12 protein-coding genes are annotated in these 15,130 nt (G+C 38.5%); 2 read left to right on the top strand and 10 right to left on the bottom strand.

The window, feature by feature from the left end; genetic code table 11:
* Positions 1-260 precede the first annotated feature (260 nt).
* Complete coding sequence (locus QSJ81_RS02355) at positions 261-656, bottom strand: pyridoxamine 5'-phosphate oxidase family protein (RefSeq protein WP_285715802.1); 396 nt, start codon at positions 654-656, stop codon at positions 261-263.
* A gap of 298 nt (positions 657-954) precedes the next feature.
* On the opposite strand from QSJ81_RS02355, the gene QSJ81_RS02350 reads away from it, so the two are divergent.
* Entirely contained in the window at positions 955-1,263 is a 309-nt protein-coding gene (locus tag QSJ81_RS02350; protein WP_285715801.1) for a hypothetical protein, read from the top strand.
* Positions 1,264-1,595: 332 nt separating this feature from the next.
* Positions 1,596-3,557 (top strand): molecular chaperone HtpG, encoded by a 1,962-nt coding sequence (gene htpG, locus QSJ81_RS02345; protein WP_285715800.1) that lies wholly within the window; start codon positions 1,596-1,598, stop codon positions 3,555-3,557.
* Positions 3,558-3,662: 105 nt separating this feature from the next.
* Here the strand turns inward: htpG and QSJ81_RS02340 are convergent, their stop codons facing one another.
* The 9 genes from QSJ81_RS02340 to QSJ81_RS02300 form a co-directional block, all read right to left on the bottom strand.
* A complete protein-coding gene (locus tag QSJ81_RS02340) occupies positions 3,663-4,631 on the bottom strand; it encodes an AEC family transporter (RefSeq protein ID WP_285715799.1) in 969 nt (322 codons plus the stop codon).
* Positions 4,632-4,768: 137 nt separating this feature from the next.
* Positions 4,769-5,668 carry an AraC family transcriptional regulator gene (locus QSJ81_RS02335; protein WP_285715798.1) on the bottom strand — a complete coding sequence of 300 codons (900 nt, stop codon included), beginning with the start codon at positions 5,666-5,668 and terminating at the stop codon, positions 4,769-4,771.
* Between the two features lie 22 nt (positions 5,669-5,690).
* The gene (gene fabF, locus QSJ81_RS02330) at positions 5,691-6,917 is read right to left on the bottom strand and encodes a beta-ketoacyl-ACP synthase II (RefSeq protein WP_285715797.1); all 1,227 of its coding nucleotides are present in this window, start codon (positions 6,915-6,917) and stop codon (positions 5,691-5,693) included.
* A gap of 331 nt (positions 6,918-7,248) precedes the next feature.
* Positions 7,249-8,241 carry an NADH:flavin oxidoreductase gene (locus QSJ81_RS02325; RefSeq protein WP_285715796.1) on the bottom strand — a complete coding sequence of 331 codons (993 nt, stop codon included), beginning with the start codon at positions 8,239-8,241 and terminating at the stop codon, positions 7,249-7,251.
* Positions 8,242-8,492: 251 nt separating this feature from the next.
* Positions 8,493-8,948 (bottom strand): DMT family transporter, encoded by a 456-nt coding sequence (locus tag QSJ81_RS02320; protein WP_285715795.1) that lies wholly within the window; start codon positions 8,946-8,948, stop codon positions 8,493-8,495.
* A gap of 761 nt (positions 8,949-9,709) precedes the next feature.
* Positions 9,710-10,567, bottom strand: a complete 858-nt coding sequence (locus QSJ81_RS02315) for a MurR/RpiR family transcriptional regulator (RefSeq protein ID WP_285715794.1) — start codon at positions 10,565-10,567, stop codon at positions 9,710-9,712.
* 534 nt (positions 10,568-11,101) lie between these two features.
* Entirely contained in the window at positions 11,102-12,070 is a 969-nt protein-coding gene (locus QSJ81_RS02310; RefSeq protein WP_285715793.1) for an amidohydrolase family protein, read from the bottom strand.
* 69 nt (positions 12,071-12,139) lie between these two features.
* Positions 12,140-13,018: an amidohydrolase family protein gene (locus QSJ81_RS02305; RefSeq protein WP_285715792.1), complete on the bottom strand. Its 879-nt coding sequence runs from the start codon at positions 13,016-13,018 to the stop codon at positions 12,140-12,142.
* Positions 13,019-13,084: 66 nt separating this feature from the next.
* Positions 13,085-15,124, bottom strand: a complete 2,040-nt coding sequence (locus QSJ81_RS02300) for a methyl-accepting chemotaxis protein (RefSeq protein WP_285715791.1) — start codon at positions 15,122-15,124, stop codon at positions 13,085-13,087.
* Positions 15,125-15,130 lie beyond the last annotated feature (6 nt).

The raw sequence follows: 15,130 nt of genomic DNA, 5'->3' as shown, positions 1-15,130 counted from the left end.
CAATAAAGTCCTTAATTGCAATATAAAAGGTGGCTACATAGCCACCTTTTGTTATTTTAGCATTTTTCTTTATTTTGCTTTTTATTTTCTTTATTAAAAATTTCTTTTGCAAATTCAACGTTCTTATTTTCTTTTCTATTTTGTTCTTGTTTGCATTTCTGTTCTTTCATATTTATCACCTCCAATAGTATTATTGCCATAACTTTAATTAAAATAAGAGGTAAAATAGACCTCAATTGCTATAATTCAATAACAATTGCTTAAAAGTTGATCGTTTCAGAAATACCCGTCCTATTGTAAAATTTGGCCTCTGCATTTTCAATATAAAACACTTCAAAATTTGGATCATCAACACTATACATGCTACTCAGAAAAGGGGCAGAGTCCAATGCGGCTTGTTTCGTTTCCTTATTTGTATCAAAAACAGCTTTCCCTCTTAGACGTAACCATTCCCCTGTTTTAGAAGTTGTAGACACTTCAAATTGAGGATTTGCTTTTAGCTGCTTGTATACATTTTTTTGATTGCTAGTACAAAAATACATCTTATCTTTATAGTTCATAACAAATCCGAAGGGCCGTACTCTTGGGGCATCACCATCAACCGTGGCAAGGTAGAATGTTGGGTTGTCAGTTAGAAATTGAATCACTTTATTCATAAAATCGACTCCTTTATTTACATCTGATTGTTCGGAAAAACTACAATATTTACACTTAGTATGTACAAAAAAATTATCAGCATTACATTAATCCTTGGAATGATTTATTTTTAAGCCTAGAATTTTTCTCATTCTTATCAAATTACCACCCATACCGTGTGGAGTGAGAGCAGAGAATGTACTTTTAACAAAAATCCTGGCTTTATCCTTACGGTTTGATACTCTTAAAATATGGATATAATACAAATGAATAGGAAGGTTGAAGGCGCCAAACAAAACTACGATAGGGGGAACTACTATGACCCAAACCAATTCTGTTGTATGTCCCGTTTGTAATAGTGACCATCTTATATTAAAATACCAAGCTACCTATGAATATTCATATGTCATAGATTCCAATGCACCCGGAATTAATAATACGGAAGAACTTCTTCCCCACTTATATGATAATCGAGAGCAAAAGGATACTAAGCAATTTATAGAATGCAGTTCATGCGGAACAAGTTATCCTTGTTATTTCGATAAGTGGACTGAACGAATTAATACTGAAACAATTCAAAAGGCTATCCAATCAGCCTTCCATGCAAAAAAACATCTCTCAACGTAGTTCACGATTTCTTTCCGATATCTGCCCCAAGCTCCTACTATCATTTATAAATATGTGGGCCGTTGTAGCACTAAGCTACAGCGGCCCACATATTTTCTCTTATTTATATTAGAATGAGGCATTCATTTAAAAACGAAAGATAATATAATTTCGCTAGTAAATTGAATAAAAACGGTAAAAAAATGTTATTATTGCGTAAATTTGGATGGTTAATATCTTGATTTCAAATAACAATCAAGGTATTATATAAGAAAGTTAGCACTCGCATATTGAGAGTGCTAACAAAGAAGTAATCTATAAATTAATTACATAATAAAAAGGAGACTTCCTACATGAGCCAAGCAGCAAAAACGAAACAAACTATGGAATTTCAAGCGGAAACTAAGCAATTATTAGATTTGATGATTCACTCTATTTATACAAATAAGGAAATCTTTTTAAGAGAACTTATCTCTAATGCCTCCGATGCTATCGATAAAATTCGCTTCGAATCTTTGACAAATCATGATTTACTCGAAGGAGACTCAAATTTTGAAATTTTCCTTGTTCCCGATGAAGCGACGCATACTCTAACTATATCAGATAATGGTATTGGTATGACCTATGATGAAGTCGTCGAAAATATTGGGACCATTGCCAAATCAGGAACCAAATCCTTCCTGCAAAAATTAAAAGAGAAGGAAACAGCTACTGACAATGAATTAATTGGCCAATTTGGCGTAGGTTTTTACTCTGCCTTTATGGTTTCCGATAAAGTAACCCTAATCACTCGTGCCCCTGGACAAGCAAAAGGCGTCAAGTGGGAGTCTAGCGGAGATGGAACCTATACGATTGAAGAAGTGGATAAGGAAAAACGAGGTACTACCATTAGTATCACCCTTAATGAAGAGTTTCGTTCTGCTGGCGGTTCCAAAGACAATTTCCTAAACCGTCATACCATCGAAGAATTAATAAAAAAATACTCGGATTACATCCGCTACCCAATAAAAATGAACTTCATTAAAGAAGAAAAACCAAAAGATGAAGATGGCAAGGAAATCGAAGATGCGCCAGCAACCCAAGCAGTAGAGATTCGTACCTTGAACTCAATGACTCCTTTATGGACCCGCAGTAAGAACGAAATTTCGGCAGAAGAATATCATACCTTTTACAAAAATCTCTTCCATGACTGGGAAGATCCACTAGAACTGATTCATTCCAAAGCAGAAGGAACAGTCGAGTACACAAGCTTACTCTTTATCCCTTCCCGTGCGCCTTTTGATTTGTACACCCAAAAAACTACCTCTGGAATTCGCCTCTATTCAAAACAGGTCTTCATTATGGACAACTGCCAGGATCTGCTCCCAGAATATTTGCGTTTCGTTAAAGGCTTAGTGGATTCCTCCGACTTCTCCCTTAACATCTCTAGGGAGCTGTTGCAACACAGTAAGCAATTAAAGCTAATTGGCAAAAATCTAGAAAAAAGCGTATTAAAAACCTTAGAAAATTTACTCTCCAAAGATCGTCCTAAATACGAAACCTTCTGGAAGGAATTTGGTAAGGCTATTAAAGTGGGAGCCTACACAGATTTCCAAAGCCGCGATAAATTAAAAGATTTATTACTCTTCGCGTCTTCCCATGCAACTGAAGAATTGACTACTTTAGATGACTATACGAAACGTATGGCGGAAAACCAAAAAGTCATTTATTATGCGACAGGTAAAGATCGAGCTTCTGTAGAACGGTTGCCACAAATGGAACTTTTGAGAGAAAAAGGGATTGAAGTTCTCTACCTATACGATCAGGTTGATGAATTTACAATCGATGCATTACAAGAGTATAAAGAGAAAAAGTTCCAATCCATTAGCCGTGGGGAATTAAACTTGGATGATATCGACTCTCCTGAAGCTAAAAAAGATACGGAAGCCATTTTAAAAGAAAATGAATCTCTAATTAAGGCCATCAAAGAGCAATTAAAAGGCAAAATAGCGGATGTGAAGATTAGTAATCGTCTAAAATCCAGTGCTGTCTGCCTAGTTAGTGATGATAATGGCATCAGTCTTTCCATGGAGCAAATCTTGTCAGAAATGAATAATACCATGTACAAGGCTAGCAGAATCCTAGAATTAAATCCAAATCACGATGTATTTCATGTCTTAAAGGATTTACATGAAGCTACTCCTGATTCAGAAGCCTTCAAAGATTATTGTGACCTATTGTATGTGCAAGCAATGCTAATTGAAGGTCTACTTCCAGAAGACCCTATCAGCTTTGCAAACAAAGTATCCAACTTAATGGCACGAAAAGGTAATTAGATCCTACTGAACCATAAAAAACTTGAACCATATCTATTATGGTTCAAGTTTTTTTAGTATCTGTAACTCACTTTATCCTTTTTTACCTTCAGTGAACTCTTCTAATCAATGAATCATACCTACGTTATTTGTTGTAATCCAAAAAAATAGGATCGGATATACAATTACTAGAAAAACGGCAGTCGTTACTACAAAGGCTGCACCAGACACATGTAGATTCAATCCATAGAGCCTAGCAGTTACAATCGCATTAATTCCAGTAGGTACACTAGCGATAATCAATATAGTACCAAGCAATGCCGGATCGGTGAAAAGTTCTCTTGCTAGTAAATAGCCTAGCACTGGCGTAATAATAAACTTTATCGGAAGCAGATCAAGCGTAGTACCATAATACTGTTTCATCCCTGAAAATTCAATGGAATACCCTGCTGGAATTAGAGCCGTCCAGGCGCAAAGATGAACTAATGGATCAAATACCGCACCTAAGAATACGGGACGAGGAACGCCGCCTAAGCATAGCAATATACCAAAAACTAACCCCACAACTGGTAACTGGTTGCGGTTAAAAAACATAGATCCAAAGGTAAGTTTTTTATTGTCACCTGTGGGATTGCTTTTCATTTTATAATATTGTGCCATGGGAAAACAAAATAAGAATAATACCAATCCTTGAAATAAGCCTACAATCTGCGTATAGGCAAATGCCGCTTCCCCGAAAATAATATAAGCACAAAGTCCACCTAGTGTACCAATATTAGAAAGAATAGCAGATACTAAGTAACTCCCCTTCTCTAGCCCATTATCATATTTATTACTTGATATTAAAAAGGCAGTGGTACCAGGAATGATACTAAGTAAGATTCCAAAGAGAGGCAGCCACATTAATTCCAACTTCAAAGGCAAAGTCCAAAAACTAAGAATGGACAGAGCAGTGGACAATACTAGAATATTGAATACAATCATCTTATTACAATTTACTTCGCTTAGATACTTTTTGCGGCGAAATAGATAACCTAATACTAGGGGTAGTATTAGATCCATAAAAACATATGCTAACTTTAACTTTACATCCATATAAACCTCTTCAATTCACGTTATTCATTAAATGATCATTTGTTTTCTATTCTGCTATAAACTACATATTCCTTCCAATCATTTTTCTGAATACTTTTTTGCAAAAAAATAAATGTGACTTGTTCACATTCATTTTTCTAGTATAAATTTTTCCTATCATTTTCCATGATAGGTTGGTATATATCTAATTCACAATAATTATCTTTTGATACAGAAGTATCAATGTACTCAAATCGAAAGGGTTCAGCAAACTTAAAACCTGACTTAAAAATCCATTTGGAATACATATGAACTAATAACCGCCCTACTTGCCTGCCATTAATATCATTGGGATGAAAAAACCCTACAAAGCGAAAGGCTACATATTTGTGCGCCGGTATTGAAATTCCTTTCATTCCCTCAGGTATATGAGATAAATTGGGGACTTCAAGAGAGGGAATATAATAAATATATCCCTCATCATTTCTACTCCAGTCTGTATAACCAAAATATACTGCTGGGTTCACTGCATTTACAATCTTATGGGAATGATTATAATAAAAATCATTCCCATAGGCATTGGCAGTCTTATCGCCAGATTTACTTACTATTTTATGTTGCTTACCCACTAAATACATTTTTGGTTTATAAACAAAAAATGGTTTATAGATAATGGAATTATTAAGGGATAAAATATCATGTATATTCAATTTTTCCTTAATGATTAAGGATAGATTTTCTGAACGTACTTTTAGCGGCGTATGCCCAAACTTTTTACGAAAGGCCCTTATATAAGATTGTTCATAATCAAAACCATAATCTAACGCAATATCTATAATTCTCATATTGGTATGAATCAATTCGTTTATGCTAGACGAAAGTTTTCGAGACTGAACATACTCCATCAAAGACTCACCTGTTAAGGACTTAAACATTCTATGCAAATGATATTTTGATATGCCTGATTGCTGGGCAATATCATCTAAGCTAATCTTGTTATAGATGTTATTCTCAATATAATTAACACTTGCCGCTACAATCTCTTTCATATCTATCATAACCTTGAATAGCCCCCAAACTTTAAAACGCTTTTAAAACCAGTGTTGCATTATGCCCGCCAAAACCAAAGGAGTTTGTCAAGGCATAAGATAAGTCTGCCTTTTTCCCTTCGTTTGGCACATAATATAAATCACACCCCTGGTCTTTTGTTTTGTAATTGATCGTTGGTGGTAAAAAACCATCTTTCAGAGCAGAAGCGGTTATAATAGCCTCAATCGCTCCCGCTGCTCCTAATAAATGACCCGTCATGGATTTTGTTGAACTTACCGCAAGCTCATATGCATGCTTTTGAAAAACGGTTTTTATTGCGTTTGTTTCATTCTTATCACCTAATGGCGTTGATGTACCATGGGCATTTATATAACCAATATTCTGCGGCTTTAGCCCGGCATCCTCTATTGCTAACTTCATACATCGGGCGGCCCCGCTCTCATCAGGAGCAGTAATATGATATGCATCATTCGTACAGCCATAACCTACAATTTCTGCAATAATAGTAGCTCCTCGCGCTAAAGCATGATTTAACTCTTCGATAATAAGGCTACCTGCACCTTCTCCTAGGACAAATCCATCGCGCTCTAAATCAAAAGGCCTAGAAGCTGTGGTGGCATCCAGATTGGTTGACATAGCTTTCATTGCACAAAAACCTGCTAATGCTAATCTTGTAATGGATGCCTCCGCTCCACCTGCAATCATCACATCAGCGGCATTTCTTTGAATGATTTTATAAGCATCACCAATCGCATTGGTCGATGAAGCACAAGCTGAAACAGTACATTCACTGAATCCCTTAGCGCCATATTTAATTGCAACAAGTCCCGCAGCCATATTAGGCAGCATCATGGGTACTAAGAAGGGACTAATTCTATTGGTTCCTTTTTCTAAAAGCAAGCTATGCTGATTTTCTATGGTTTCTATACCGCCAATGCCTGTTCCGATAATTACACCGACACGCTCCTTATCTACTGCAGCAAAATCTATTTTTGCTTCCTCAACTGCCATTTGGGTAGCAGCCAAGGCATATTGCGTAAAGCGATCCAACCTTTTAATTTCCTTCTTCTCCACAAACTGATTGGCATCAAAATCCCTTACTTCCGCTCCTACTTGCGTAGGTAAATCAGATACATCAATTCTCTCAATTCTACTTATTCCAGATTTCCCCTGCTTGATTGAATTCCAAAGTGTATCTGCGCCACATCCTAAAGAAGATACAGCCCCCATACCTGTAATAACTACACGTCTATTCATTCCTAAAACCTCCAATGTTACTTTATGATTTTCCTTTGCCATAGGATAACTTTTCACAATATGCTAGTATCATACTTTATTAACTTTAACATATTGAGTATTTAAAAATGAACAACTCTTGCTTTCATTAGTTAAATACCAGCACACAATGTAATTATAAGGTAAAGTTCTAAATATCCACTCTAGAAAATGCAACGCAGTCGTAACTTATTATAAAGCAAAGGAAGTGATTAGGATTATTTTCTCCCAATCACTTCCTTTTTACCAAATAGAGTTTTTTCACTTCGATTATATTGCTAGATAGATTGGCGTATATGCCAATAATGATCTGTTAGCGAAGGCTTTCAACAGCTTTTTTCGCCCAGTTAGAATCTTTAAATACAGCTCTACCTACACCAATAAGGTCTGCTTTACCTTCTGCTAGTAACTGCTCAGCCACTTGCACATCAATAATACCACCAGTAAGGATGACCGGGATGGACACCACTTGCTTAATAGCTTCAGTAAGTGGGGCAAAATAGCCTTGTGAGTTATTGCCAGGTACAACATAACCTGAAAAACCACCCGATATATCTAAGATATTGACGCCAGCTTTTTCAAATTCTTGTGCGGCAATTTTGCTATCTTCAATGGTTGTTCCGCCCTCTATATAATCCGAAGCTCCTAAGCGCAATAGAATCGGATAATCCTCACCCACGACTTCACGTACCGCTGCTATGACCTCTCGATGAAGGCGAATACGGTTGTGTACATCTCCACCGTACTCATCGACACGCTTATTTGTCAAAGGAGAAAAAAATTGGTTTAACAGGTATCCATGGGCAGAATGAATTTCCACTCCGTCAAAACCAGCTTCTTTGACGCGACGGGCAGCATTTTGAAACGCTTTGACAATAGCAGTAATATCCTGGTGGGTAAGTTCTCTAGGAATTGTTCCTTTGCGTGGATTGGCTAGGACAGAAGGTCCCACGGGAATTTCGCCGATAACCTTTTCATCAGCGGCACTCCCTGCATGATTAATTTGCATGATAGCCTTAGCTCCATTGCGATGAATCACATTCGCTAACTTTCTTAATTCTTCTATTACACTATCATCGGCAACAGAAAGCTGATTTTCACTGGCCTTGCCTGCTTGCTGAATAAAACTATGTTCTATAATAACAAGTGATAAATACCCGCCCGCGGATTTTTCCGTATAGTAATCTAGTACTCCTGCATTTACCTTGCCATCACTATCAGCTTTAGAGGTAGCCATTGGTGGCATAACTAAACGATTAGCCAGGCTCAAAGAACCCGCTTGCAATGATTGAAGTAAATATGACATGAATACAACCTCCTATTCATTAACTGCTTCCCCAATGAACTTGCATCTTCCAGGTAGTATCTTTAGTAATTTGTTTTTTATACTTCCTCTAAAAACTACCACTATCAGATATTCTTATGCTCACGAACTAAGCAATATGAAATATTACTTTTCAATATTTCTCTAATACTATAATAATCAGTAGGATATTTTTAAACAAGTACGCACTTATTTGTAGCATAGAATCCTTTTATATACTGCACATTTACATCCTAGTTTGTTTGAATTAGATATACACCAGCGATCAATAAAGCTACACCTACCGATTTTAGCGCAGTTAAACTGTGAATCTGGTTTCCTAACACACCAAAATGATCAAACAAAATAGCCAGAATAATTTGCCCTGCAACAACTAGGCTAAACATATTAGCAAATCCAATCTTAGGAGCAACAAAAATAACTGTAAAAATATAAAATGCTCCCAATAAACCCCCGCTCCATACCCACCAGCTGGGAAGAGAAAAGCTCTGTAAAGAGGGTACTGTTTGTACCCCAAGAAAAGCAGCACACACATAAATAACCCCTAATCCAATAGTACCTACCATAAAACTGATAAATGAAGTAAGCACAGGACTCCCAAGGCTATGTAATAGTTTCCCGTTAATTCCAACTTGCAAAGTTAACACTGATCCCGAAATGAATGCCAACAAATAATAGATTGAATTCATCCTTTTCCCCTCCTTTATTATTCTACATAGTACTCTCCGTCATTTGAAAGTACTATGATTACGTTACTGAATAGTAAATTAGTTTAACATAGGTTTTCTTGAAGGACAAGAACTATATGTGAGAAGTAATCCGATAAGGTGACTATTATTAAGATGGAATTAAAGCTTCTACCTATGTATGCCTTATTTATAAATCTACATAGGGGAGAATCTAATTATAGCTACAATTAATAATTTTATGGAATTAGACATCGAGTGAGAGAAATTATCCAATGCTTCGCACCTGGACCGGATACGCCTAGGCGTTACACTCAGTCTTTGCATGATTTCCCTGGTTGCTATCCTTCCTCTAGATGCATTCGTACTGCTTCTACCTTAATTGTCTCTGAATAAATGTTTCATTCCCTTTTTTCTAGACATAACAAAACCTCCTATGGTAGTTTATTTTATCCACCACAGGAGGTTTTTTCTTTCATATTCCATTTTAAGGGTTCAACATATCATCTCTTGCGCAAATTACTAATCAATCTAATGCCGTTTAAGCTTAATCGGGATCTCTGCATCATTGGCAAGGGCATTTTTTTAGAATAGTATGGATAGTGATGCTACGAGCCGATCCAGTCCACCTTTTAACAAATCAAATAAATATCACTCTTGCAGAATCATTTACAGATTCTCTATCTAAGACTTTTGGTTAAACGAAGCTGAGATTAGGAGAAGCGTTAGTCTTCGTTTATCTAAATTCGAGGAAACATAGTAATTTATTTCAATAAGTTAGCATCAGTTGCAGTTACTATTTTTTCAATTTCTTCCAAATAATATTTAGTTTTGTTGGAATTTCGAATAGCCACACCGGTTACTAAAAAGTCAGCCAGAAACATAGCACCGATTTCAGAATTGTGAAATGATAAACTTTCGAAGGCGCACGCTAGGAAAGCGTCAGATAACAGCGCAAATGGTGACGAATATCCATCTGTAATTGATAATATTTTCGCGCCTTTATTTTTTGCTACCTGAACAACTTCAAAGGTTCTTTTTCCATATCGCGGTAAACTTAAGGCGATAAATAAAGAGTCAAGAGGGGGCTTCACTAAAATTGACTGTAGTCGTCCAGAATCGGTAATCAATAATTCACTATCAACACCAATACGGTTTAGCCCTTCATTCAAATAATTAGCCACCGAAGAACTTCCTCGAATCCCAATAACATATATCTTCTTCGCAGCAAATATAAGATTAAAGGCCTTCTCAATCGCCTCATCAGACATAAATTCCACTGTTTTCTTGATGTTATTCATTTGGACTTCAGCACATTCGAGCAAAAGCTTATTTTTTCCCACTTTTTTTATATTTGTTTCCAATCGTGTCGGGGGTGACGCAACTCGGCTGCGTAACATTTCCTGTAAATCCTTCTGGAACTGCGCATAGCCAGTATATCCAAGAGCATAAGCCAATCGCATAACAGTGGCTACGCTAACCCCAATAATTCCTGCCAATTGATCGGTTGTCAAAAATGCCACTTCAGTTGGATTTTTCAAAATATAATCAGCAACTTTACGTTGAGCAGAAGTAAGGATTTCCATCTTCTCCTGCAATAACAGCAAAACAGTTCTTTCCATTTACACTCTCCACCATTCATCATCTATCGTAGTAGTATTATACTCGATTATATGAATGATTTACAAGAAACTTAGTGACAGCTCCTTGTAGATCCTGAACCAATTGGCCATTATGCAAATTGGTCTGCCAGCTTACGAGTTTCAACGCTGTTGCTCTCCCAGTTTCACAGGGCAAAACACTGCAGATCTGAAGCTATTATTATATAAGTTTAAATTTCTGTTTATGATGCCAATAATGAAATTCATTTGTTTCTTCAACAGCTTTTTAGTAAATCAATTTCAGTTCCCACAAATAAAGCCGCCATCTCTTCAAAGGTAATAACGTAATCAATAAGATTCAGCATCTGATTTTATCGTTCCCCTTCATCTAACTGACTATTAATCAGTTTAAGCATTAAGGGCGCGACATTTAACTTCCAACATCTCTAGAGAATGGGAACTTGCGAAAAATTATCAGCAAGTCCCATTCTGCAAACTTACTAGCATCGTGCAATATGTTCAACAATCAATTCTTCTAGCCCTGAAACCTAAAGGCTATTCGAGGAAGCCATAAAGCCTAGCTGGATTATCCACCAAAATGCGTCTTTGCAGAGCCTCATCTGGTGCCCACTCCGTCAACAAGCTCATGAGGATAGCATCATCAGGCTTATTGTCAATTTTTGACGTAGGATGCGGCCAATCACTACCCCACACCAATTGCCCTGGTACTTCATTTACATACGCTTTTGCTACTATAGTTCTGTCTGCGTAAGTCGGCGAACCAACTTTACTAAGAATATAAGCACCAGATAATTTCACCCAGCCCTTGCCTTCCCGCAGCAGATTAAGAATAACTTCAAAGGCTGGCTGATCGACACTGGTAATATGCCCTAAGTGGTCGAATACTACTGGACACGGAACACTGCTCCACACGTCTTTGCCAGCTAAAATTTTATCCGGTTTGGCCACAACTTGAATGTGCCATCCTAGCTCATTAATCCGCTGTGCCAGAGTTTGCACCATATCCATATTCGTAGCTTCGCCTGGCACCGACATATTGAAGCGAATACCGCGCACGCCAACCTTATCTAATTCTGCCAACTCAGCATCGGTGACACTGGTATTAACTACGGCAATCCCCCGAGTTGTTTTAAGACCGAATTCCTTGAGAGATTCAACAAGTCCACTGTTGTCCACACCATAGGTGGAAGGCTGCACGATTACATTACGCGTTGTGCCCAGCCGCTTTTGCAGCAGACGGTAATCGGCAACTGTGGCATTAGGATGCCTAAGGGTGGAATTGGGATCAACAGGAAAGCGTGAATCATAGATATGATGATGACAATCTGTCGCATTCAAAGGCACCTTCAAATTCGGCAACTCACTACCAGATGAATAAGGCACTTTTTGTTCGGTGGAATAACTTTCAGCACTTCCCACTGGGATACGAATTCCGCTTAATGCCATGAAAGTCAATCCTGTACCTTTAAGAAAAGTACGACGTGTGACTATTTTATTATCCATGTAAACTTCCTCCTCTAATTGATATCCAGTTAATCATTGCTATGCTAAGATGGCTTCATTCATATAAAATCATTTTGAGAATCCATATAAAATTGCTGGATTTTCGACAAGAATTTTATAAATCGCGGCTTCTTCTATTGCCCACTTGGACAGAAGATCAAAAAGCACTGCATCATTAGGCTTTTCTTTCTCTGTTGGATGTGGCCAATCACTCCCCCAAACCATTCGCTCTGGTGCTGCTTTGACAAACCCCTGGGCTACCTTCGTCACGTCATTATAGCTAGGCGGACCAATCTTTGTATCCATATAAGCACCAGAAAGTTTAACCCAAGTCTGTCCTTTATCAAGCAACCTTAACATAGTCTTAAATGCTGGGTGATCCACACCCGCTGGCTGCGGTATGCGAGCCAAATGATCAATTACTATCGGTACGGGTAGTTGCTGTAAAACCCCCTCCATGGCAACGATCTGGTCACCCAACATTAAAATCTGCACATGCCAACCGAGATTGCTTATGCGCTTCGCAAGGGTTTCTAACATTTCTACTGTAGTCACACCCCAAGATTGGGGAGAAACAAAGTTAACACGAATCCCGCATATGCCCAAACTGTCCAGTCGCTTCAACTCGTCATCTGATACATCCATATCAACAACAGCCACTCCGCGTGCCGTTGGACCAATTTGTTCTATTGCATCAAGGGTGCAACGATTGTCAATACCATAAGTGGATGGAGTGACAACTACAGTACGTGTAGTGCCAATCCCCTTCTGAAAAAAGCGATAATCATCCACATTCGCTTCTGGCGGACGTTTTTCCCAATGAGGTGATGGTGCAAATCGACTATCATAAATATGCATATGACAGTCACAGGCATTCGCTGGCGCTATGAGATAAGGACGCCGTGTGCCACTAGAAAAAGGTCCCTGGTTGCTTACCTTGTCTTCCATAAAAATCATCCTTTACTATAGTTCCGTGATGCTATCGGTAGTTTGCTGAGGTTCTGTAACTTTTTATTAAATGCGAAACTTACTAACAACTTCTTGTAAATCCTGAGCCATTTTGGCAAGACTTTGGCTTGAAGATGCAATTTCTTCCATTGATGCAGACTGTTCTTCTGTGGCTGCTGAAACGTTCTGTGCTTCCCCGGTCGCTGTCACCGTTAGTTGATCAATTACCTGAACGGACGACACAATCTTTTGACTGCCACTGGCTAAATTCCTAATAGCTGCTGAAATTTCTTCGACCTGCCCCGCTAAATTGTCTACAAGACTAATAATTTCTTGAAAAGCTTTACCTGCCTCATTTACTATCCCAGTACCCACTTTAACATCTCGTGTACCCTCGTCCATAGCCGATACCGCTTTGTCTGTTTCATCCTGGATCTCGCTAATCAGATGTGCGATTTGCTTGGCTGCCTCTTGAGATTGTTCTGCTAGCTTACGAACCTCTTCGGCAACAACAGCAAAGCCGCGTCCCTGTTCACCCGCTCTTGCCGCCTCGATAGCAGCGTTAAGGGCTAAGAGATTGGTCTGACCTGCAATTCCGGAAATAGTGTCCACAATTTGTCCTATTTCTTTCGATCGTTCACCTAGTCGAGCGACAACTTGGGCTGAACAGCTAACAGTATGTTCAATTTCGGTCATTTGTTTAACTGCACCCTCCACTGACTTACCGCCTTCTTTTGCTGTTTCAGCAGCTTTAGTCGACTGCTGCGATAATACATTGGCATTCGCCGCTACTTGCTGGATACTCCCCGACATTTGCCCTACTATCTCAGCGGCCGCACTTACTACATGATGCTGTTTGTCGGCTCCTTGTGCCACTTCGGTTATTGATGAAGCGACTTGATTGGCAGCCTGTGCGGATTGCTCAGCACTAGCAGTAAGTTCCTCGGATGCCGCCGCTACCTGCTGAGACTCGTGTTGTACCTTTTCAACTATATTGATTAGAGAATCCCTCATTACCAAGAAACTTTTTACCATTTGCCCCAGTTCATCACTACTGACGACAGAGATACTGCGTTTTCTTAAATCTCCTTGGGCAACTAACGCCATCTCTTGATTAATAGCCAAGATCGGCTTGGTAAATTTTCTCCCGAATGAATAGGCGATTGCTCCAGAGATAAGTAAGCCGATAAGAGATATTAATAGTATCCATTTCAATAAATTATTCGCATCTTCATATATCTCTTTCGTTTCTGTTGTAATAATCAAACCCCAACGCTGCTGTTCACCTAGTTGTACAGGACGAAACACTGCATATTTAGAGTTATTATCATAGTTGGTATAAGAAGTCTGAACAATATTGCCGCTAAGTGCTTCCTTGGTGGACTTCACTACCCTTTCATCAAGCTTTTTCTGGGCAAGATTTAAGGCGTCAGGAATGTCTTGCTTGAGAAAGTTAGCTTTTCCAACTAAATCGGCATTGTTTCCGTCCGCAACAACTAAACCATCTCCTCCTACCAGGATAGCATACCCCGTCTTGCCGAATTTTGCTTGCTGAACCTTCTCCAGGATTTTATCCGATGGGTAGACTGCATTAATCATGCCATCCATCTTGCCGTTGCGAAAAACAGGGTATACTACGGCAACAACGAACTTCCCAGTAACCTTGGAAATATAGGGATTAGAAACATAGGGCTTCTGCGTCCGCTTTACAATTTGAAAATATTCCCGTTCATCGCTTTTTGTTTCTAGTCCTGTAGTATCAATGGAGATTCCATCCAAGTCGAAATACCACAGAGCACTAAACATCGGAAACCGTTTAAATTCCTTACGTAATATCTGACGAATTTGATTTTTGTCGGTTACATTAGTCATTTGCTCCGACGTAGCGATACAATAAACATCGTTTAACAATCCATTGAATTCAAATTCAACTTCCCGAGCATAATCCTGCGCAACGGCTTGTTGCAGTTCTGCTGAATTTTTTGAGAGAATTGTATCCGTCTTTTTGTAGGTAACAAATGAAACAACCCCAAGAGTCACAAGCAAGATCAGACAGATGACACCAATTAATTTGAACTGCAAGTGAGACAAAAACTTCCGCAACATTTTACA

It is taken from the genome of Pelosinus sp. IPA-1, from assembly GCF_030269905.1.
Taxonomy (GTDB): Bacteria; Bacillota; Negativicutes; order DSM-13327; family DSM-13327; genus Pelosinus.
This window is presented reverse-complemented; position numbering and strand designations above follow the sequence as displayed.